The sequence below is a fragment of the Pseudarthrobacter sp. NS4 genome, from assembly GCF_024758005.1.
Classification (GTDB): domain Bacteria; phylum Actinomycetota; class Actinomycetes; order Actinomycetales; family Micrococcaceae; genus Arthrobacter.
In genome coordinates this window covers 1852316-1871358 of sequence record NZ_CP103288.1, presented here as the reverse complement: position 1 = coordinate 1871358, position 19043 = coordinate 1852316, and the positions used below count along the sequence as shown (strand labels likewise).

The 19043-nt window shown below is 66.3% G+C and carries 21 protein-coding genes, 6 tRNA genes and 1 riboswitch; of the genes, 7 read left to right on the top strand and 20 right to left on the bottom strand.

What is annotated here, in order from left to right:
* The 6 genes from trpB to hisI all read right to left on the bottom strand — a co-directional run bounded on the left by trpB (position 1) and on the right by hisI (position 5420).
* Complete coding sequence (gene trpB, locus NXY83_RS08730) at positions 1-1320, bottom strand: tryptophan synthase subunit beta (protein ID WP_258805698.1); 1320 nt, start codon at positions 1318-1320, stop codon at positions 1-3.
* A 123-nt stretch (positions 1321-1443) separates the two neighbouring features.
* The gene (gene trpC / locus NXY83_RS08725) at positions 1444-2265 is read right to left on the bottom strand and encodes an indole-3-glycerol phosphate synthase TrpC (RefSeq protein WP_258805697.1); all 822 of its coding nucleotides are present in this window, start codon (positions 2263-2265) and stop codon (positions 1444-1446) included.
* Positions 2265-2552, bottom strand: a complete 288-nt coding sequence (locus NXY83_RS08720) for an HGxxPAAW family protein (protein WP_258805696.1) — start codon at positions 2550-2552, stop codon at positions 2265-2267. Before NXY83_RS08720 ends, trpC begins: the two co-directional genes overlap by 1 nt.
* Before the next feature lie 105 nt (positions 2553-2657).
* Positions 2658-3296: a Trp biosynthesis-associated membrane protein gene (locus NXY83_RS08715; RefSeq protein WP_258805695.1), complete on the bottom strand. Its 639-nt coding sequence runs from the start codon at positions 3294-3296 to the stop codon at positions 2658-2660.
* Entirely contained in the window at positions 3296-4858 is a 1563-nt protein-coding gene (locus NXY83_RS08710) for an anthranilate synthase component I (protein WP_258805694.1), read from the bottom strand. The genes NXY83_RS08715 and NXY83_RS08710 overlap by 1 nt, the downstream gene beginning before the upstream one ends.
* Before the next feature lie 118 nt (positions 4859-4976).
* The gene (gene hisI, locus NXY83_RS08705) at positions 4977-5420 is read right to left on the bottom strand and encodes a phosphoribosyl-AMP cyclohydrolase (RefSeq protein WP_258805693.1); all 444 of its coding nucleotides are present in this window, start codon (positions 5418-5420) and stop codon (positions 4977-4979) included.
* A gap of 112 nt (positions 5421-5532) precedes the next feature.
* Between hisI and NXY83_RS08700 the strand changes: the two genes are divergently transcribed.
* On the top strand, positions 5533-6177 hold the full coding sequence (locus NXY83_RS08700; RefSeq protein WP_258805692.1) for a TIGR03085 family metal-binding protein: 645 nt from the start codon (positions 5533-5535) through the stop codon (positions 6175-6177).
* Positions 6178-6227: 50 nt separating this feature from the next.
* On the opposite strand, the gene hisF is transcribed toward NXY83_RS08700, so the two are convergent.
* The 14 genes from hisF to NXY83_RS08630 all read right to left on the bottom strand — a co-directional run bounded on the left by hisF (position 6228) and on the right by NXY83_RS08630 (position 17581).
* Complete coding sequence (gene hisF / locus NXY83_RS08695; RefSeq protein ID WP_258805691.1) at positions 6228-7004, bottom strand: imidazole glycerol phosphate synthase subunit HisF; 777 nt, start codon at positions 7002-7004, stop codon at positions 6228-6230.
* A 62-nt stretch (positions 7005-7066) separates the two neighbouring features.
* The gene (gene hisG, locus NXY83_RS08690) at positions 7067-7927 is read right to left on the bottom strand and encodes an ATP phosphoribosyltransferase (protein WP_258805689.1); all 861 of its coding nucleotides are present in this window, start codon (positions 7925-7927) and stop codon (positions 7067-7069) included.
* Positions 7928-8015: 88 nt separating this feature from the next.
* Complete coding sequence (locus NXY83_RS08685) at positions 8016-8279, bottom strand: phosphoribosyl-ATP diphosphatase (RefSeq protein ID WP_258805688.1); 264 nt, start codon at positions 8277-8279, stop codon at positions 8016-8018.
* Positions 8280-8374: 95 nt separating this feature from the next.
* A complete protein-coding gene (gene ribH, locus NXY83_RS08680; protein WP_079597073.1) occupies positions 8375-8860 on the bottom strand; it encodes a 6,7-dimethyl-8-ribityllumazine synthase in 486 nt (161 codons plus the stop codon).
* A gap of 17 nt (positions 8861-8877) precedes the next feature.
* Positions 8878-9609, bottom strand: a complete 732-nt coding sequence (gene ribA, locus NXY83_RS08675; RefSeq protein WP_258805687.1) for a GTP cyclohydrolase II — start codon at positions 9607-9609, stop codon at positions 8878-8880.
* A complete protein-coding gene (ribB, locus tag NXY83_RS08670; RefSeq protein WP_258805686.1) occupies positions 9606-10358 on the bottom strand; it encodes a 3,4-dihydroxy-2-butanone-4-phosphate synthase in 753 nt (250 codons plus the stop codon). The genes ribA and ribB overlap by 4 nt, the downstream gene beginning before the upstream one ends.
* Positions 10355-10996, bottom strand: a complete 642-nt coding sequence (locus tag NXY83_RS08665; RefSeq protein ID WP_258805684.1) for a riboflavin synthase — start codon at positions 10994-10996, stop codon at positions 10355-10357. The genes ribB and NXY83_RS08665 overlap by 4 nt, the downstream gene beginning before the upstream one ends.
* A complete protein-coding gene (ribD, locus tag NXY83_RS08660) occupies positions 10996-12081 on the bottom strand; it encodes a bifunctional diaminohydroxyphosphoribosylaminopyrimidine deaminase/5-amino-6-(5-phosphoribosylamino)uracil reductase RibD (RefSeq protein WP_258806113.1) in 1086 nt (361 codons plus the stop codon). Before ribD ends, NXY83_RS08665 begins: the two co-directional genes overlap by 1 nt.
* 314 nt (positions 12082-12395) lie before the next feature.
* Positions 12396-12545: riboswitch (FMN riboswitch) on the bottom strand.
* A gap of 39 nt (positions 12546-12584) precedes the next feature.
* Positions 12585-13262 (bottom strand): ribulose-phosphate 3-epimerase, encoded by a 678-nt coding sequence (gene rpe / locus NXY83_RS08655; protein ID WP_258805683.1) that lies wholly within the window; start codon positions 13260-13262, stop codon positions 12585-12587.
* Between the two features lie 95 nt (positions 13263-13357).
* Positions 13358-14962 carry an RsmB/NOP family class I SAM-dependent RNA methyltransferase gene (locus NXY83_RS08650; RefSeq protein ID WP_258805682.1) on the bottom strand — a complete coding sequence of 535 codons (1605 nt, stop codon included), beginning with the start codon at positions 14960-14962 and terminating at the stop codon, positions 13358-13360.
* Positions 14959-15879 (bottom strand): methionyl-tRNA formyltransferase, encoded by a 921-nt coding sequence (fmt, locus tag NXY83_RS08645; protein WP_258805681.1) that lies wholly within the window; start codon positions 15877-15879, stop codon positions 14959-14961. Before fmt ends, NXY83_RS08650 begins: the two co-directional genes overlap by 4 nt.
* Positions 15876-16478 (bottom strand): peptide deformylase, encoded by a 603-nt coding sequence (gene def, locus NXY83_RS08640; protein ID WP_258805680.1) that lies wholly within the window; start codon positions 16476-16478, stop codon positions 15876-15878. The genes fmt and def overlap by 4 nt, the downstream gene beginning before the upstream one ends.
* 64 nt (positions 16479-16542) lie before the next feature.
* Positions 16543-17403 (bottom strand): cytochrome, encoded by an 861-nt coding sequence (locus NXY83_RS08635; protein ID WP_258805679.1) that lies wholly within the window; start codon positions 17401-17403, stop codon positions 16543-16545.
* A 106-nt stretch (positions 17404-17509) separates the two neighbouring features.
* Positions 17510-17581, bottom strand: a tRNA-Val gene (locus NXY83_RS08630).
* Between the two features lie 304 nt (positions 17582-17885).
* Between NXY83_RS08630 and NXY83_RS08625 the strand changes: the two genes are divergently transcribed.
* The 6 genes from NXY83_RS08625 (at position 17886) to NXY83_RS08600 (ending at position 18919) form a co-directional block, all read left to right on the top strand.
* Positions 17886-17958: transfer RNA gene (locus NXY83_RS08625), tRNA-Gly, on the top strand.
* A 46-nt stretch (positions 17959-18004) separates the two neighbouring features.
* A tRNA-Cys gene (locus NXY83_RS08620) sits at positions 18005-18075 on the top strand.
* Positions 18076-18115: 40 nt separating this feature from the next.
* A tRNA-Val gene (locus NXY83_RS08615) sits at positions 18116-18187 on the top strand.
* Positions 18188-18243: 56 nt separating this feature from the next.
* A tRNA-Gly gene (locus NXY83_RS08610) sits at positions 18244-18316 on the top strand.
* Positions 18317-18358: 42 nt separating this feature from the next.
* Positions 18359-18430: transfer RNA gene (locus tag NXY83_RS08605), tRNA-Val, on the top strand.
* Between the two features lie 225 nt (positions 18431-18655).
* Positions 18656-18919: an antitoxin gene (locus tag NXY83_RS08600; protein ID WP_258805678.1), complete on the top strand. Its 264-nt coding sequence runs from the start codon at positions 18656-18658 to the stop codon at positions 18917-18919.
* Positions 18920-19043 lie beyond the last annotated feature (124 nt).

Sequence of the window (19043 nt, the reverse complement as noted above, 5' to 3'; positions counted from 1 at the left end):
TCACAGTTGCTCCCCCTCTTTGCCGATTTCCGACTCCGCGGAGTCCTTGTCCAACAGGTCAAACCATTCGGCCGCGGTGGCCACGTCCTTGTCACCGCGTCCGGAGAGGTTCACGATGATGATCTTGTCCGCCGCGGCGGAGGCATCTTCGGCGGCGAGCCGCTGGCCCACCTTGATGGCTCCTGCCAGGGCGTGCGCGGACTCGATGGCGGGAATGATGCCCTCTGTGCGGCACAGCAGCCGGAAGGCCTCCATGGCTTCGCTGTCCGTGATCGGCTCGTAGCTGACCCTGCCGATGTCGGAGAGGTAGGAGTGCTCGGGTCCCACGCCGGGGTAGTCGAGTCCTGCGGAGATGGAGTGGGACTCGATGGTCTGTCCGTCGTCGTCCTGCATGAGGTAGGAACGGGCGCCGTGCAGGACGCCCGGCTTGCCCAGCGTGATGGTGGCGGCGTGGCGTCCGGTGTCCACGCCGTCCCCGCCGGCCTCAAAGCCGTAGATCTTCACTGAGGGATCGTCAAGGAAACCGTGGAAGATTCCGATGGCGTTGGAACCGCCGCCGATGCAGGCGCAGACGGCGTCCGGGAGGCGCCCTTCCTGCTCCAGGATCTGGGCGCGGGCTTCCTCGCCGATGACTTCGTGGAAGTAGCGGACCATCGCGGGGAACGGGTGCGCGCCGGCGGCCGTGCCCAGCAGGTAGTGGGTGCTGTCGACGTTGGCCACCCAGTCCCGGAGGGCGTCATTGATGGCGTCCTTGAGGGTCTGCGAACCGCTGGTGACGGGAATAACGGTGGCGCCAAGAAGTTCCATGCGGGCGACGTTCAGCGCCTGGCGGCGGCAGTCCTCGGCACCCATGTAGACCACGCACTCAAGGCCCATGAGGGCCGCGGCGGTGGCACTGGCCACGCCGTGCTGGCCGGCACCGGTCTCGGCGATCACACGGGTCTTGCCCATGCGCTTGGCGAGCAGCGCCTGGCCCAGCACGTTGTTGATCTTGTGCGAACCGGTGTGGTTGAGGTCCTCGCGCTTGAGGAACACGCGGACTCCCCCGGCATGAAGGGAGAACCGCTTGGCCTCTGTCAGCAGCGAGGGACGGCCGGAGTAGTTCCTGTTCAGGTCTGCGACCTGCGCCCGGAACTCGGGATCGTCCTTGGCCTTGTCGAAGGTTTCCTCGAGTTCGTCCAGGGCGGCAATGAGGGACTCCGGCATCCAGCGTCCACCGTAGCTTCCGAAGTACGGCCCCGGGGCGTGCCGGAGGGAGCCGCCCTGCAGGAATGCTTCCGCGGCGTTGTTGTCAGCGTTTCCTGAAAGTGCTTCGGCCATCAGTCCCGTCCTGTTCCAGTTGATCGGTCAAAAGTATGGCCCGGCCTCAGCCGGGAGTTGTCCCCGGGCACTCCTGCTCTCCGCGCGGCAGCCCTTCGTCCGCGCTGCATGCAGGGCAGCCGGTCAGCCGCGTGCGGCGATGGCAGCGGCTCCGGCAGCAGTGAACTCCGCGATCCGCTCCCGCGGCGTGGAGTGGCTCACCAGGGCTTCACCCACGAGCACGGCGTTGGCGCCGTTTTCGGCATAGTGCCTCACGTCTTCCACGTCCCGTACGCCTGATTCCGCAACCACCACTGCGCCGGCGGGAATCTGCCCGGCCAGCGTCGCGAACACGGAACGGTCGACGTCGAGCGTCTTCAGGTTCCGCACGTTGACGCCAATGATCCGCGCGTTGGCTTCGGCGGCCCGTGCAATCTCCTCTTCGGTGTGGGTTTCCACGAGGACGTTCATGCCGAGTTCGGAGCTGAGGGCACTGAATTCGGCGAGCTGGGCGTCGGACAGGGCAGCAACGATGAGCAGGATCAGGTCCGCGCCGTGGGCGCGGGCTTCCCAGATCTGGTACTCGTCGAGGGTGAAGTCCTTGCGCAGCAGCGGGACGTCGACGGCGGCGCGGACGGCATCAAGGTCCGCCAGGGACCCGTTGAACCGGCGCTGCTCGGTGAGGACGCTGATGACGGAAGCACCGCCGTCGGCGTACTGCCTGGCGAGCGAGGCGGGGTCCCCGATGCTGGCGAGGTCGCCCTTGGAGGGGCTGCGCCGCTTGATTTCCGCAATGACCTTGAGCTCATCACGTGATGCGGCGGGGCCACCGAGTGCTGCCCAGGCATCGCGGGCGGGTGCCGCACCCTGGGCGAGGTCCTTCAGTTCTGCCAAGGAAACAAGCCGCTTCCTGGCCTCCATATCCTCCCGGACACCTGCATTGATGTCGTCGAGAACAGTTGCCATCAGTGGCCGGAGTTCTTCAGCTTGCTGCCTTCGACGCCGTAGCCTGCCTTGCGCATGATGTAACCGAGGATCAGGCCCAGCACCATGACGCCCGCACCGGCGATGAAGATGGGAGTGTTGGCGATGACAAAAGCGATTGACATGATGAGTGCGCCGACCAGCATGACGATGACGCAGGTCCACGCTGCGGGGCTGTTGCCGTGGCCAAGTTCCTGGCTGTGGTCGATGGCGCCGGGGGCCACCGTGCGGGTGCCGGACTTGGAAACGGATGCAGGTGCTTTGCTCATGGAAAATCTCCTCAGGACGAATACTGCTTACATTCTGCCATTTTTTGGCCCGTGACCGGTCATCGGCCGGCCGACGGCCCCTGCCGGGTCCGGGCCACTGACGGGTCAGGTGGGATCGTCACCGCGGGACAGCCGGTCCCAGCTGTCGATTTCGTCGACGGGTCCTGTCGCTGGGGTGCTGCCGGCGGCCCCCGGCGCGTCATATTTGGTCCTGGTCTTCCAGTGCCGGCCCGCGGGAATGATGAGCAGGGCGGCAAGGGCGAGCAGGCAGGCGGCGACGACGGCGAGCGTGGGGAAGGCGGTAACGGCCACTTGCGCCTGGCTGCCGGTGACGCCCGTCGCGGCGGCGATGGATCCCTGGGCGGCCGCGAGCGGGTCAGCGAGGACAGTGGCCGCCGCGGCGACGATGCCGGCCGAGGCAAGGACGATGATGGCGGCGATGATCCACCGCGCGATCCTGCCGGCGATGGCAGCTGCCAGTCCGCCGGCGAGGGCCACCAGTGCAAGGGCGGTCACGGCTGTGGCTGCTTTGCTGCCCTGGACCTCGATTGCCTCCTGCGCAGCCCCGGCCTGTCCCACCTGGTTCGGGTCCACGGTCACGGACATCCAGGTTTGCGTGGTGGTTCCGAAGACGGCCAGGGCCAGCACGGCGATGAGCAGCACAAGCGTGGACCTCCGGGCCCAGGCGGGCGCCGCCCTTTTCGCTTCGTCAGCCTGCCCCACAGCCCGTCCCGAACCGGGCATCAGGCGTCCGCCCCGCCGGGAAGGGATTCCGCCGAGATGTTCTGCAGCGAACCGGCGGTGTGGACCGCGCGGAGCGGAGCGGCCGCCTTGTTCACTGTTTCGAGTGCTTCGGTGGGGTTCACGGAGTCGGCCACGATGCCGCCCCCGGCCTGGACGTAGGCACGTCCGTCGCGGAGCAGGGCGGAGCGGATGGCGATGGCCATGTCCATGTCGCCGGCGAAATCGAGGTAGCCCACCACGCCGCCGTATATGCCGCGGCGGTGCGGCTCCAGCTCATCAAGCAGGCGCAGGGCCCGTGGCTTGGGCGCGCCGGACAGGGTGCCTGCCGGGAACGTTGCCTTCAGAACGTCGTAGGCCTTGGCACGCGGCGCGAGCTGTCCCACCACGGTGGACACCAGGTGCATGATGTGGCTGAAGCGCTCCACTTCCATGAACTGGGTGACGTCCACGGTTCCCGCCACGCAGACCTTCGACAGATCGTTGCGCGAGAGGTCAACCAGCATGAGGTGCTCGGCACGCTCCTTTTGGTCCGCCAGGAGTTCCTCGGCCAGGGCTTTGTCCGCTTCGACGGTTTTCCCGCGGGGACGGGACCCTGCGATGGGGTGCGTGATGACCTCTTCACCGGTGACGGTGACCAGGGCCTCGGGCGAGGACCCAACAATGGAGTACTCGCGGCCGTCGGCGTCCTCGAGGCTGAAGATGTACATGTACGGACTGGGATTGGTGTTCCGCAGGACCCGGTACACGTCCAGTGCGGACGCGTTGCAGTCCATTTCGAAGCGGCGTGAAATGACCACCTGGAAAACCTCGCCGTCCACGATGGCTTCCTTGCCGCGGTCCAGGGCAGCCAGGTACTCGGCCTCGTCCCAGCGTTCCTGGACGCTGGAGGCAAAGTCCAGGGCGGCGGGAGCCAACACCGAGACCGGCTGCGCCACAGGGGTGCTGACCTGGGCCAGGAGTGCCTTGACCCGGGCCACGGCATCGTGCCAGGCCTCGTCCACGCGCTCGGAGCTGTTGTCGAAATTGATGGCGTTGGCGATGAGCAGCACCGTGCCGTCCACATTGTCGTGGACCGCCATGTCGGTGACCAGGTTCAGTGCCATCTCCGGCAACTGCAGGTCATCCTCGGGAGGGCTGACCAGCCGCTCCCAGTGCCGGACGGTTTCCCAGCCCAGGAATCCCACCAGGCCGGAGGTGAAGGGCGGCAGTCCGTCGAACCTGTCCGTGCGCAGGGCCTCGATGGTGTCGCGGATGGCGTCCACGGGGCTGCCATCCACGGGCACGCCAGCGGGTGGTTCACCCAGCCAGTGTGCAGCGCCGTCCCTGGTGGTCAGCGTGGCCCGGGACTTCGCACCGATAAAGGAGTAGCGGGACCAGGCACCGCCCACTGCTGCGGACTCCATAAGGAACGTACCGGGCTGGCCCTGGGCCAGCTTGCGGTACAGGCCGATGGGCGTTTCGGCATCCGCGAGCACCTTGAGCCTGACGGGAATGACACGGCTGTGGCCGGCCAGGTCCCGGAATTCCTCCAGGCTCGGGCTGATGATTCCAAGGTCCTGCATGGCTATGCTTTTCCGCCTGTTCTCGTGGGGGTCCGGAAGGGCCGGACGCCTTGAATGTGCTTGCAGGGGGCAGGTGCTGCTGTTCCGGCAGCAGCAGCCCGTGCGGCCCCTGCCAGGTTCAGCCCGCCTGGGCCGTGGTGACGTTCAGTTCCCTGCCGTCGAAGCAGGTACGGGTGCCGGTGTGGCAGGCGGCACCCACTTGGTCGACGCGCACCAGAAGGGCGTCGCCGTCGCAATCCATGGCGACCGATTTGACCCATTGGACGTGCCCGGAGGTGTCCCCCTTGCGCCAGTACTCCTGCCGGGACCGCGAGTAGAACGTCACGCGGCCGGTGGTCATGGTGCGGTGGAGGGCTTCGTCGTCCATCCAGCCCAGCATCAGGACCTCGTTCGTGTCGTACTGCTGCACCACGGCGGCCACGAGGCCTGCGTTGTCCCGCTTGAGCGCGGCAGCCAGCTCCGAAGCGAGCGGGCTTGCAGGCGAGGACGTTCCGGGCGCAGTCGTGGGAACTCCGGGCACGGCGGAACCGGGGGTTTGGACGGGGGCGGGCTGCTCAGACATCAGATCAAGTCTAGTGCCTTCAGGGGACCCCGGACCGGATGTGAACAATGGCACGCCAGGGGCCGTTGATGTGCTGCCCAACTTCTAGCCTCTCGTGCTAGTTTCACAAGTGATGCATTTCGTCGAACCGTCCCGAGAAGTCCTGGCCGAGACCCTGCTTGCGGCCGGTCCTGATGCGCCCACCCTTTGCAGGGGCTGGCGCACCAGGGATCTTGCCGCGCACCTTTACCTGCGTGAGCGTAAGGCCGCCGTAGGGCTGGGCCTGATCATCAAACGGCTGGCGAAGGCTTCGGACCAGGCCACGGCCAGGCTGGCGGCCAAGCTGACGACGGCGGAGGACTATGCCGGGCTGGTGAACACCTTCCGCGCCGGCCATCCACGCCTCTCCCCGATGAACATCAAGGCACTTGACGAAAGCTCCAACCTCATTGAGTACTTCGTGCACACCGAGGATGTCCGCCGGGCGGTGGACCGCTGGGCGCCGAGGGCGCTGGACGAGGCCTACTCCGACGCCCTCTGGGACGAACTCGTGAAGCGTGCCGCCATCCTGTACCGCGGCGTTGACCTTGGCATCGTCCTGGTGTGCCCGTCGGGTCCCCGCCATGTCGCCAAGCGTGCACCCGTCTCCGTGGCCATTGTCGGTGAGCCTGGCGAACTGCTGATGCACGCACACGGCCGCACCCGCCACGCCCTGGTGACCTTCGAAGGCCAGCCGGACGCCGTCGCGCTCCTCCAGTCAGCCGAAGTAGGGCTCTAACCAGGTTGCGACAGGCTCAACCACCGGCGGCGGGCCCACCCACCAACCAGTCAGCGGACTTCGAACCCGGCTGCCCGGATGGCGTCCTTGACCTGGAGCATCATGTCGTTCGGGCCCCAGTGGAAAATTGAGGCCGCCAGCACGGCATCAGCGCCGGCAGCTACCGCAGGCGGGAAGTGGTCCGGTTCCCCGGCGCCGCCGGAAGCGATCAGCGGTACCTTCACGGCAGCGCGGACCATGCGGATCATTTCCAGGTCGAAGCCGTCCTTGGTCCCGTCCGCGTCGATGGAGTTGAGCAGGATCTCCCCCACGCCGCGGTCAGCGGCTTCCTTTGCCCATTCGATCGCATCGATTCCGGTGCCGGTGCGTCCGCCGTGGGTGGTCACTTCAAAGCCCGACGGCGTGGGCCGGGAGCCGGGGCGGGTGCGGCGGGCGTCGAGGGACAGGACGAGGACCTGGGAACCGAAGTGCCGGGTGATTTCGTCGATGACGTCCGGGCGTGCCACGGCGGCCGTGTTGATGGCCGCCTTGTCTGCGCCGAAGCGCAGCAGCTTGTCCACTTCGGCAACACCGCGGACGCCGCCGCCCACGCACAGCGGAATGAATACTTCCTCCGCGGTGCGGCGGACGACGTCGAAGGTGGTCTCGCGGTTGCCGGATGAGGCCGTGACGTCAAGGAACGTCAGTTCGTCAGCTCCAGCGTTGTCGTACCGGTGGGCCAGCTCCACGGGGTCGCCGGCGTCGCGGAGGCCTTCGAAGTTGACGCCTTTGACGACGCGCCCGGCGTCCACGTCAAGGCAGGGAATGACGCGTACTGCTACTGCCATGGGTACTCCTGGAATTCTACGGTTGGCGCTGCTGCGCTGGTTGTTGATGCTGCGCGGCCGGCTCAGATGCGGCAGGCGTGGATGCTGCTGACCAGGATGGCACGGGCGCCAAGGTCGTACAGCTCATCCATGATCCGGTTGGTTTCCTTCTTCGGCACCATGGACCGGACGGCAACCCAGTCCGAGTCGCGCAGCGGAGAAACGGTGGGTGACTCCAGGCCGGGGGTCAGGGCGGCTGCCTTTTCCACGAGTTCCTTGCGGATGTCGTAGTCCATGAGGACGTACTGCCGCGCCACCAGGACGCCCTGCAGGCGACGGATGAGGACGTCGATTTCCTTGGCGGTGCCGTTGGCTGCGCCGCCTTCGCCCGTGCGGCGAATCAGCACTGCCTCGGACCTCAGGATCGGTTCACCGAAGATTTCCATTCCGGCGGCCTTGAGCGTGTTGCCGGTCTCCACCACATCGGCGATGGCGTCTGCCACTCCAAGGCGGACCGAGGATTCCACGGCGCCGTCAAGACGGACAACCCTGGCGTCGATGCCCCTTTCGGCAAGGTAACCGCGGAGCAGGCCGTCATAGCTGGTGGCCAGGCGCTTGCCTTCAAGCTCCTCGGCAGCGGCGAAGTGGCCCACGGGACCGGCAAAGCGGAACGTGGAGGCAGCGAACCCCAACGGAAGCAGTTCTTCTGCTTCCACCTCGGCATCCAGCAGGAGGTCGCGTCCGGTGATGCCGACGTCGAGCGTTCCCTGGCCGACGTACACGGCGATGTCGCGCGGGCGGAGGAAGAAGAACTCGATCTCATTGTCCGGGTCCACCATGACCAGCTCGCGGGTGTCGCGGCGCTGGCGGTATCCGGCTTCGGACAACATGGCGGAGGCGGCTTCGGACAGGGATCCCTTATTGGGAACGGCTACTCGCAGCATGGGAAATCTTTCTGGATTGTGGAGGTCTAAGTGTTAGGCAATGCAGGCCACAGCGGGCACGGCGGCAGGAGGCGCGCCGGACCGGTGGCTACAGATGCCTGTAGACGTCTTCCAGGGTCAGGCCTTTGGCGAGCATCAGAACCTGCAGGTGGTACAGCAGCTGGGAGATTTCCTCGGCCGCGGCTTCATCGGATTCATATTCGGCAGCCATCCATACCTCGGCTGCTTCCTCAACGACTTTTTTGCCGATGCCGTGAACACCGGACTCCAATTCAGCGACGGTGCGGGAGCCTTCCGGGCGGGTGGCTGCCTTCTCGCTGAGCTCAGCGAACAGCGTCTCGAAATTCTTCACGCCCTCCAGCCTACTTGCTGCGGCGCGCAGGGCGCTTCCCGGCCGCTTGCATGACGGGCACGATGTGAGCGAACACACACCGCGCCCGTCATCTGCTACGAGTACTGCTTCAGGACGACGGCGGTGGCCAGCGCCGCGGTGACGGCCTCGTGGCCCTTGTCTTCCTTGGAGCCGGGGAGGCCTGCCCGGTCCAGGCCCTGCTGTTCGGTGTCGCAGGTAAGGACGCCGAAGCCCACCGGCACGCCGGTTGCCACGCTGACATCGGTGAGTCCCGACGTCGCGGCCTGGCAAACATAGTCAAAGTGCGGCGTGCCGCCCCGGATGACGACGCCGAGGGCCACGACGGCGTCGAAGTGCGGTGCCAGCCGCGCGGCAGCAACGGGCAGCTCGAAGCTGCCCGGGACACGCAGGACGGTGGGCTCGGCGATGCCGGCGTCCTTCGCCGCGCGCAGGGCTCCATCAAGGAGCCCGTCCATGATCTGGGTGTGCCAGCTTGCCGCCACGATCGCCAGCCGCAGCTGCGAGGTTTCGGCAGGGTTGAGGGTGCTGAGGTCGATATCGGGGGCGCCGTGTCCGCTCATTGGTTCGTTTGTTCCGTTCAGTCTTGTTCGTGGATAAAAGTGTCGGGGGTGGTCACGGGCAGTGCAGCCACGTGGGTGTCCAGCAGCAGGCGGTGTTCCATCCGGTCCTTCTTGGTTTGCAGGTAGCGGATGTTCTGGTCGCGGGAAGGAACCTCGGTGGGAACCATCTCCACGACCTTCACGCCGGCACGTGCCAGCCTGTTCTGCTTGTCCGGATTGTTGCTCAGGAGCCGCACCTCATGCAGGCCCATCTCGGCGAGGATCTGGGCGGCGGCGTTGTAGGAACGCGCGTCGACGGGAAGCCCCAGCTGCTCATTGGCTTCCACCGTGTCAAAGCCGGCCTCCTGCAGCGCGTAGGCCTTGATCTTGTTCGCCAGGCCTATGCCGCGGCCTTCCTGGCCGCGCAGGTACAGCAGCGTGCCGCCGTATTCGTGGATCACTTCGAGCGCGTAGGCGAGCTGTTCGCCGCAGTCACAGCGGTAGGAGCCAAAGACGTCACCCGTCAGGCATTCGGAGTGCAGCCGGACCAGCGGCGCCTTGCCGTCCCGGGGCGGGTTGGGCGAACTGACAGCCAGGTGTTCAACGCCGGTGACCAGGTCGGTCCATGCCTGCGCCACCAAGTCACCGAAGGCGGTGGGCAGCTGCACCACAGGGCCACCGCTGACCGGATGGGGCACAACACCGCTGCCGGTGCGTCCCGCCCGGTGGCCATCCTGGTGCATGCCGTCGCTGGCTGCCGAACCCATCATGCTGTCTCCTTCTTCCCGCCCGGAACCTCCCGGGTACTGTTGCTGGGCTCCCCGGCCCCCGTGCCAAGGTAGGCCGCCAGATCCTCAATGGTTACCAGGGGACAGCCGTGCTCTGCCGCAAAGGCACGGAGGCCGTCCAGGCGCATCATCTCACCGTCGTCGTAGACAACTTCTGCAATCACACCTACTGGCTCAAGGCCGGCCAGGCGACAGAGGTCGACTGCCGCCTCGGTGTGGCCCGGCCGTTCCCGCACGCCTCCGTCAACTGCCCGGAGCGGAAATATATGCCCCGGCCGGGTCAGGGACGCCGGCACGGCCTGTGGATCCGCCAGCACCCTGGCTGTGAGGGCCCGGTCCGTGGCGGAAATCCCGGTGCTGACACCCATTGCCGCGTCGCAAGAGACCGTGTACGCAGTTCCCTTGGCATCCTCATTGATGACCACCATGGGGGGCAGTGCAAGGGCGTCTGCGCGTTCACCGGAGAGCGGGACGCAGATGACGCCGGAGCTGTGGCGGATGGTCCAGCCCATGAGCGCGGGTGTGGCGTGCTGGGCGGCGAAGATGATGTCGCCCTCGTTTTCCCGGTCCTCGTTGTCCACCACCAGGACCGGTTTCCCTGCGGCCATCGCCTGTACCGCCTCTTCGATGGAATCAAGTCCAAGGGCGCGGTCAGCCCGTGCGTTTTCGGCCTGGGAATTGCCGGCCGCAACGTGGGCTACGCCGGGGTCGAGCCGGAGGGCGGAGTTCATCGCGTGCCTCCTTCGGCAGCGGCAGACGGGGTGCTGAATGCAAGCAGGCGTTCGGTGTACTTGGCCAGGACATCCACTTCCAGGTTCACCCGGCTGCCGGTGGTTTTGGCGCCCAGGCCGGTCTCTGCCAGCGTGGTGGGAATCAGCCCCACTTCGAACCATGGCTCCGGTTCGCCGGCGTCGCTGACCGCCGTGACGGTGAGGGATACGCCGTCGATGGCGATGGATCCCTTTTCCGCAATGTAGCGGGCAAGGTTGGCGGGCACGCCGAAGCGGAGCCGTTCCCAGTTGCCGAGGGGCTCCCGCTCCAGCAGGACACCCACGCCGTCCACGTGGCCCTGGACCACGTGGCCGTCCAGCCTTCCGCCGGCGGGGACGCAGCGTTCCAGGTTGACGGAGTCGCCCGGGGCCAGCCCGCCGATGGTGCTGCGGACCAGGGTCTCCCCCATCACGTCCACGCTGAACTCCTTGCCATCAATAGCTGTGGCGGTGAGGCAGACGCCGTTGACGGCGATCGAACCACCCAGGGCCAGGCCCTCGGTGGTACCCGGCGCATGGAGCCGGACGGTGGCGCTGGTGTCGCCGTCCCGGTCCACGGAAAGGACATGCCCCTGTTCGGCAATAATTCCGGTAAACATCAGTAGCCTCCCTGGGCTTGCTCCGCGCTGCTGCGGGACAGTTGTGGGTCAAGTGTTGGTTGTGGATCGAGGGCAACTCTTCGTTGCGGCCTCAAGTGAAGTCTCAGGTCCCGTCCCAGCGTGCGCACTGCACCGCCGTCGGACGCGTCCCATTCCCATTGCTGGGCGTCCGGAAGGGTGGTGATTCCCAGGCCGTTCAGGGCGGGGGTTCCCGAACCAAGCAGGGTGGGGGCCAGGTACACGATGAGTTCATCGACGAGCCCGGCGGTGAGGAAAGCGCTAAGGATGCGCGAGCCTCCCTCCACCATGACGTGGCGGGTCCCGGACGCATAGAGCATGGACAGCGCCTCGAGGGGTTCCCGGGTGGAAAGGTGCACGGACAGGCCGTCATCCCCACGAATGGCTGCATCCACAGGGATGTCGCGGAGCCCCATCACTGCACGCACGGGCTGCTTGGATGCCGGTGCCCCCTGCCCGTCACGGGCGGTAAGCCGGGGGTTGTCCACCAGCACGGTCTGGGTGCCCACCAGGATTGCGTCGATGCGGCTGCGGATCCCATGGTTGTCGGCCAGGGATTCCGGGCTGGAGATCCATTGGCTGGTCCCATCCTCGGCGGCGATGCGGCCATCGAGCGTCTGGGCTATGTGGAGGGTGACAAAGGGACGTCTTGCGGCCACGGCTTCGAACCATTGCCGGTTCAGGTCCAGGGATTCGGCTGCGCCAAGTCCACTCCGGACACTGATGCCTGCGGCACGCAGCGTCGCTGCTCCGCCGGCTGCCGGGTCGTGGGGATCATCCACCGCGTACACCACGTCGGTAATTCCGGCGGCGATGATCGCCTCGGTACACGGTCCGGTGCGGCCCACATGGTTGCAGGGCTCCAGCGTGACCACCATGGTGCAGCCCGTCAGGTCTATTCCCACCGCGTTGGCCTGCGTGATCGCATCAGCCTCCGCGTGGGCGGTTCCGGCGCCGCGATGGTATCCGGTGATGAGCGTGCGGCCTTCAGGATCGACGACGACGGCCCCCACCAGCGGGTTGGCGCCGCGGGGCCCCTGCAGGGCCGCCTCCAGGGCTGCCTCCATGGCGGCGGTTTCAGCATCCCTGAAGGCGGTGACAATGCCTGCGGCGGGACGAAGACCTGCCCCTTCACGCAGCGTATGTACTGTTGAGTCCGGCCCGGCATTCCTGCTTGGCGCCGCAGCCGGAGGGTTGCTGGCGGTCATGCGGCAGTCACAGCGGTGGTGGCGGCTGCCGTGGAAGCGGCAGCGGTATCGGCATCAAAGAGCCATCGCTTGGGGTTCATTCCTGTGTCGTTCCTTCCCTTTCGAACCGCGATGGCTCCGGGGGTATACGACAGCAGAAGGCTGCGGAGCCCTATGGCCCCGCAGGTACAGCTGTACGTGCTTCTCTCATCCAGACTTTAACTGTCGGTACCGGAATTTCACCGGTTCAACCGTCCGCCGGGATTCTCCTGGGAGAACCACCGGCTCGCGGGTCGCGGACTGTCACCGCCGGTTCGGACTTACACCGACCCCGGAGCACGTATGTGTGTTGTTATTGTGCCATAACCGGCGCCTGCACCCGGTTATTCCGTTACTGCGCGTAACGTCCGCGCACCTTGCTGCCGAAGCCGGTCGATGGCAGCGGCAGGATCGTCGGCGCCGTAGACCGCGGAACCTGCCACGAAGACGTTCGCGCCGGCTTCCGCCGCACGCGTGATGGTCTCTTCGGTGATTCCACCGTCCACCTGGATGGCCACGCCGATCCCGGAGCCGTCGATCGCTGCCCTGGCCCGGCGGATCTTGGGCAGGGTCACGTCCAGGAACGCCTGGCCGCCGAACCCGGGTTCGACGGTCATGATGAGCAGCATGTCCAGTTCCGACAGCATGTCCAGGTAGGGCTCCACCGGCGTGGCGGGCCGCAGGGCCATTCCGGCTTTCGAGCCCCTGCTGCGGAGTTCACGGGCGAGTTTCACCGGGGCGATGGACGCTTCGGCATGGAAGGTCACCGACGCCACGCCGGCTTCGGCGAACCCGGGCGCCCAACGGTCGGCGTCAGCAATCATCAGGTGCGCGTCGAGCGGGACGGGGCTCACTGCCTGGATCCGCTGCACCACCGGCAGCCCGATGGTCAGGTTGGGCACGAAGTGGTTGTCCATCACATCCACGTGCACGGCGTCGGCATTGCTGATGCGCTGCAGTTCAGCCTCGAGGTTGACGAAGTCGGCGGAGAGGATGCTCGGGTTGATGCAGCATTGCGTCACGGGGTGCCTTTCAGTGTTTGCTGGAGGTGTCATCGGGAAGTACGTGAAATCTCTGCGATTCCGCGTGCCCAGGCCGGCTGCCGGGCCGTCCTGGTTCAGGCCTTTTTCCGGATGAGGGCGAGGAACATTGCGTCGGTGCTGTGGATGTGCGGCCAGAGTTGCGCCGTGGACTCGTGGCCGGCGCCCAGGCTCCCGGTGAGGCTGACGGCGTCCAGTGCCGCTCCGGCGTCGAGGAGTTCGAGGTCGTCGCGTTTGCGGAGGGCGTCAGCCACCACAGCCTTGGTTTCGGCCGGGTGCGGCGAACAGGTCACATAGGCCACCACTCCCCCGGGACGAACAGCTGCCAGCGCCGACGCGAGGAGCTCCCGCTGGAGGGGGCCGAGGTCCGTCAGGTCCTTCGGCGAGCGGCGCCACCGGGATTCCGGCCGCCGGCGGAGGGCACCCAGCCCGCTGCAGGGAACGTCCACCAGCACGCGGTGGTATGACTCCGGCTGTTCACTGCCCACTTCGCGGCCGTCACCGGTGCGGACCTGCCAGGTGTCGCGCGGAACGGCAGAGAGCGCCTGGCTGACGAGCTTGGCACGGTGCGGCGCGGGTTCGTTGGCCAGCAATGTGGCTCCCCGTTCCCGGGCAAGGGCACCGAGCAGCGCAGCCTTTCCGCCGGGGCCGGCGCAGAGGTCAAGCCAGGCTTCCGCGTTTCCGTCGCCGGTGCCGCCGGGGCCGAGGTCCACAGCTGCCATGGCGCGGGCCACGAGCTGCGATCCGACGTCCTGTACGCGGGTGGTGCCTTCGCGGACTGAGGAAAGCCGACCCAGGTCACCGCCGCTGGAGAGGGCTGACCCTTCCACGAGTTCCCCCGGGGTGGCGCCGTTTTCCAGCGCCTCGTCCAGGCTTCCAAGTCCGGGGAGGGCCACCAGGTTGACCACGGGGGCGGCATTGTCGGCTTCCAGGAGCTCGTTGATCTCGGCTGCGGAACGGCCGTGCACCACGAGGGACTGGCGCATGGCCCGGACAATCCATTCCGGGTGCGCATGCCGGAGCGAGGCGATCCTGGTTTCGTCGGTTTCGCCGTCCACCAGCTGTTCCAGCCATTCGTCCAGGCTGCGGGCTGCCACCTTTCGGAGCACGGCGTTGATCAGCGTTGAGGGTCCCGCACCAATGACTGCCCGGGCAAGGCCCACCGTCTGGTCCAGGGCGGCATGCGCCGGGACCCGCATGGCCAGCAGCTGGTGGGTTCCGATGCGCAGGGCGTCCAGGATGGCGGGGTCGAGCTGGTCCAGCGGCCGGTCCACGCACCGTGCCAGGATCGCGTCATAGGTGCCCTGGCCGCGGAGGGCGCCATAGCTGAGCTCGGTGGCGAAGCCGGCATCGCGCTTGTCCAGGCCGTGGTGCCGGATCCGGGCCGGCAGGACCAGGTTTGCGTAGGCGTCTTCGGCCGCCACGGCTCGCAGGACTTCGAACGCCACCAGGCGTGCCGGATCTGCGCGGCGGGTTCGCTGCGAGGGGGCGTTGTCGGTGAAGCTCCGCTGGGGTCCCCGGTTCCGTTCACGGCCCTGGGCGTTGCGCCGGCTGTCGTCCCGGGGACCGCCCTTGCCCCGGCCACCGCCGCGCTGGCCTCCGTCGCCACGGCCGCCCTGCCCCGCGCTGCCACGGCCTCCGGCATTTCCCGGCCCCCCTGAGTTGCTGCCGGACCCGCTCATTCGAACACCACGCTTTCCAGTGAAGCCAACCCGCGTGCCCAATCGGCAGCGGACATCATTTTCTTGCCGGCGGGCTGGATCCGGGTCAGTTCCACTGCATGGGAACCGGTCCCCACCAGGACACTTTTGCCGTCTACTGCCACAGAACCGGGCGCCAAACCGGAAACATCGGGGCGGAGCCGGACCGGTTCCAGTTTGACGCGCTGCCCGTGGAGGGTTGTCCAGGCACCGGGTTCCGGGGTGACGCCGCGGGCCTGCCGTCCGATGGCAAGGGCGGGGTGGGCCCAGTTGAGGTGGCCGTCCTCAAGCGTGAGTTTCGGCGCGAGCGAAACCTCACCGGCCTGCGGCTGGGGGAAGGCCTTCCCGGCTTCGATTGCCGAGAGGGTCTGCGCCAGGAGGACCGCGCCGCTGTGGGAGAGTCTTTCCAGCAGATCCCCGGCGGTATCTTCCGGGCCCACGGACTCGGTGAGGGTGCCGAAGACCGGACCGGTGTCCAGGCCTTCCTCAAGCTGAAAGGTGACGGCACCGGTGACGTCGTCTCCCGACATGACCGAACGTTGTACGGGAGCCGCTCCGCGCCACGCAGGCAGCAGGGAGAAGTGAAGATTGACCCAGCCGTGGCGGGGTATGGCCAGGGCAGCGGGCGGAACCAGCCCGCCGTAGGCCACAATGGCTGCTACATCAGGATTGACCGCTGAAATACGGGCGGTGGCCCCGGCATCCACACGGGCTGCATGGATCACTTCGATCCCGAGCTCGGCGGCCCGGGCGGCAACGGTCGACGGCGTGAGCACGCGTTTGCGGCCAATGGGGGCATCGGGGCGGGTCAGGACCGCAACAACATCGAAGCCGGCGGCGACGAGGGCGTTAAGGGACGGGACGGCGACGGCGGGAGTCCCCGCGAAGAGGACCCTCACCCGGCGGTACCCGCCGCGCCGGCACCGAAGCTGGATCCGCCAAAGCTGGATCCGCCGAAACTTGAACCCACTGTTTTGGCGCGCTTCGCCGCGGTGCGTTCTGTGACGGCGTCATAGTTGGCGTTCCGGATGGAACGCAGGGCGGCCTTCCGGTCCTCCCCCTCCAGCCGGTCGGTATAGAGGATGCCGTCCAGGTGGTCATTCTCGTGCTGGAAGCAGCGTGCCAGCATCCCCTCGCCCTCGACGGCCACCGGGTTTCCGTTAACATCCACTCCAGTGACACGGGTGGAGCGGAAGCGGCGCACGGGGAAGCCAAGGCCCGGAATGGAGAGGCAGCCTTCCACCACGTCCGGCTGATAGTCTTCGCTGTTTTCCAGCACCGGGTTAATGATGTGTCCTTCAACGCCGTTGATGCGGTACGTGAACACGCGCTGGCTGACGCCCACCTGGGGCGCGGCCAGGCCGGCGCCCTCCACGTCCTCCATGGTTTCGGTCATGTCCGCGACCAGTTTGGCAAGCTCAGGCCCGAATTCCGTCACGGGATCGGCGACTGTGCGCAGCACAGGATCGCCAATGATGCGGATATTCAGAATAGCCATGCGCTGTTTTTCCTTACGGTTGCGGCAAAAGGGAACCCATCCAGTTTAGGTGCAGTCACCGTTCCTAGGCGGTGCGCATCTGTGCCAGGGGCGGCGGGGCAATGGGCAGCAGCGCGGTGCCCGCACTGATGGTGTCGGAGGACAGCTCCCAGACCCGCCGCAGCGCACAGAATTTCCACCAGTGATGCTTGAGGACCTCCGGGTTGGCGCGGACCGGCCGGACTTCGGTTTCGCCGATGGCCACTGCCAGCAACACCGGGTTTTCACCGTACTTCCACGGTTCCCAGGTTCCCGCTACCGGATCCACCAGGCTCTCTTCGGCTTTCATGCCGGCCACCAGCTGCATCACCACCTTGTCATCAAGGGGCTTGACCAGCCCGTCGCGCGTGGTGCCCTTGGTCTTGTAGTCGATCAGGCAAACACGGCCATTGATCCGCGCCACCAGGTCCAGCGTTCCCGCGTACCCAACGGAGCTGTTCCACACCGTGATTTCCGGAGCGATGGGCTCCACCCCGAAAAGCTCCCACCATTCGTCGAACCGGACGGCGAAGGCTTCCTCCCCATTGGCCGCAAGGGCTTCCCGGGCTTCCTTCATCGAATGCGGACGGCCAAGCGCCCGGAGCGCCACCTGCTCGCAGTAGTTATGCACGCGGTCCCCGCGCTTGGCGGCCTCATCCCGGTAGGTTTCGGCAGCCTTGGCGGCGCGGTTAACAGCCTGCTTGATTTTGGCCGGGCTCCCCAGGCAGTCCGCCAGCAGGGGATCCTTGGCCAGGCTGCTGGCTCCCATGTACCCGAACCAGCCGTCAAGCCCGTGCGGCTGCTGGCCTATCACCGTGGTGATGGACGGCACCGAAAACTGTTCGGATGTGGACCGCGCGTACATCCGGCCGTATTCGGTGGCGTGGGCGAGAAGTGGATCAGTCATGGAAAAGACTCTTTCACAGGGGGCCGACAAAATCTCCGGACACTGGTCCGGGCACAAAAAAGGTCCGTTTCCGCTGCTGAACGTGCGGAAACGGACCAATCATCTGTGGGCGATACTGGGTTCGAACCAGTGACCTCTTCGGTGTGAACGAAGCGCGCTACCACTGCGCCAATCGCCCTGATGCATTTGAATGCTAGCCGACGATCCGGTCATTTCAAAAATCGGCCCCACTCCAGCCGCGCCCACGCCCGGCTGGCCCCAATCGGAGCAGAAGGCTCCCCATCGGGCAGCCAGGCGGAAAGCCGCCGTCGCATAATTACATGCCTGTAACTCGCGTTCAACCGCGCCATTACAGGGAAGCAGGCGCATCAGCGACCCCTGCTCCACCCCCGATTTGGAGAATTCCGGAACCTCCTATATTGTTTTTACTCGTTGGAAAGCGAGGAAATGCCGGGAACGGCAGCGAATCACCTCTCCAAAATGCGGACGTAGCTCAGCTGGTAGAGCACCACCTTGCCAAGGTGGATGTCGCGAGTTCGAATCTCGTCGTCCGCTCGCAGGACACTGTCACAGCAAAATTCCCCGGAATGGACGCTAACACGGTGGGTTGGCCGAGAGGCGAGGCAGCGGCCTGCAAAGCCGTATACACGGGTTCGAATCCCGTACCCACCTCGGTGAAAACCATGGTTTCCGGAGAACATCCGGATGCAATGGGCGATTGGCGCAGCGGTAGCGCGCTTCCCTGACACGGAAGAGGTCACTGGTTCGATCCCAGTATCGCCCACTCGGCAAGGAAACTTGCCCCACGCAGTCCGGCCCCGGCCGGAAGTCACTGCACACGCGGACGTAGCTCAGCTGGTAGAGCACCACCTTGCCAAGGTGGATGTCGCGAGTTCGAATCTCGTCGTCCGCTCTCTTACTTCTTGCACAACCCATACGCCGGACTTCCGGTTCCGGGCGATTGGCGCAGCGGTAGCGCGCTTCCCTGACACGGAAGAGGTCACTGGTTCGATCCCAGTATCGCCCACACTTTCAGCAGCTCTCCGGAGCTGCTTTTTTGTTACCCCCTGATGCCCTATCCGCTCCAGTCGCCCAACGGGGGGGGCAAAATGACCAAAACCGACAGGGCAACGCCGCGGCATCCGCTCCGGGCGAACGTCGAAAGCCCCAAATTTCCTTGGCAGGCCTCCCACGCAGGGCTAGGATCTTATGCGGAGGAGCGACCTGGCTCCGTGATTGAAGGGAGGTGCTCGTGGGACTGATTGACGATCTTAAGGGCAAGGCTCAGGGTCTCATCCGCGGCAACGAGCAGGCCATCAAGAACGGCCTCAACAAGGCCGGTGATTTCGTCGACACCAAGACCGGAGGCAAGTACTCCGGCCAGGTCAACAAGATCCAGCATGGCGCTTCCAAGCTCATTGACAAGAACGGAACCCCGGGCCAGGCACCTGCCGCCGAGCAGGTTCCCCCGGTGACTCCCGTCAACCCGGTTCCGCCGGTTGACAGGACTCCGTAAAGGATTTGGCCAGGGTCTTGCCCCAGCACGTCAAGGGGGCGCGGGTCCCGCCGGGAGGCGGCACCCGCGCCTTTGGCGTTTAAGCGGCAGGCGGCCCACCCCTGCGCAAGGCCCGATTGCCTGT

Excerpts from the sequence above, each read along its gene's own strand:
- trpB (WP_258805698.1), bottom strand. The coding sequence starts at position 1,320 with ATGGCCGAAGCACTTTCAGGAAACGCTGACAACAACGCCGCGGAAGCA.
- trpC (WP_258805697.1), bottom strand. The coding sequence starts at position 2,265 with ATGGCAACTGTTCTCGACGACATCAATGCAGGTGTCCGGGAGGATATG.
- NXY83_RS08720 (WP_258805696.1), bottom strand. The coding sequence starts at position 2,552 with ATGAGCAAAGCACCTGCATCCGTTTCCAAGTCCGGCACCCGCACGGTG.
- NXY83_RS08715 (WP_258805695.1), bottom strand. The coding sequence starts at position 3,296 with ATGCCCGGTTCGGGACGGGCTGTGGGGCAGGCTGACGAAGCGAAAAGG.
- NXY83_RS08710 (WP_258805694.1), bottom strand. The coding sequence starts at position 4,858 with ATGCAGGACCTTGGAATCATCAGCCCGAGCCTGGAGGAATTCCGGGAC.
- hisI (WP_258805693.1), bottom strand. The coding sequence starts at position 5,420 with ATGTCTGAGCAGCCCGCCCCCGTCCAAACCCCCGGTTCCGCCGTGCCC.
- NXY83_RS08700 (WP_258805692.1), top strand. The coding sequence starts at position 5,533 with ATGCATTTCGTCGAACCGTCCCGAGAAGTCCTGGCCGAGACCCTGCTT.
- hisF (WP_258805691.1), bottom strand. The coding sequence starts at position 7,004 with ATGGCAGTAGCAGTACGCGTCATTCCCTGCCTTGACGTGGACGCCGGG.
- hisG (WP_258805689.1), bottom strand. The coding sequence starts at position 7,927 with ATGCTGCGAGTAGCCGTTCCCAATAAGGGATCCCTGTCCGAAGCCGCC.
- ribH (WP_079597073.1), bottom strand. The coding sequence starts at position 8,860 with ATGAGCGGACACGGCGCCCCCGATATCGACCTCAGCACCCTCAACCCT.
- ribA (WP_258805687.1), bottom strand. The coding sequence starts at position 9,609 with ATGATGGGTTCGGCAGCCAGCGACGGCATGCACCAGGATGGCCACCGG.
- ribB (WP_258805686.1), bottom strand. The coding sequence starts at position 10,358 with ATGAACTCCGCCCTCCGGCTCGACCCCGGCGTAGCCCACGTTGCGGCC.
- NXY83_RS08665 (WP_258805684.1), bottom strand. The coding sequence starts at position 10,996 with ATGTTTACCGGAATTATTGCCGAACAGGGGCATGTCCTTTCCGTGGAC.
- ribD (WP_258806113.1), bottom strand. The coding sequence starts at position 12,081 with ATGGAGGCAGCCCTGGAGGCGGCCCTGCAGGGGCCCCGCGGCGCCAAC.
- NXY83_RS08650 (WP_258805682.1), bottom strand. The coding sequence starts at position 14,962 with ATGAGCGGGTCCGGCAGCAACTCAGGGGGGCCGGGAAATGCCGGAGGC.
- def (WP_258805680.1), bottom strand. The coding sequence starts at position 16,478 with ATGGCTATTCTGAATATCCGCATCATTGGCGATCCTGTGCTGCGCACA.
- NXY83_RS08635 (WP_258805679.1), bottom strand. The coding sequence starts at position 17,403 with ATGACTGATCCACTTCTCGCCCACGCCACCGAATACGGCCGGATGTAC.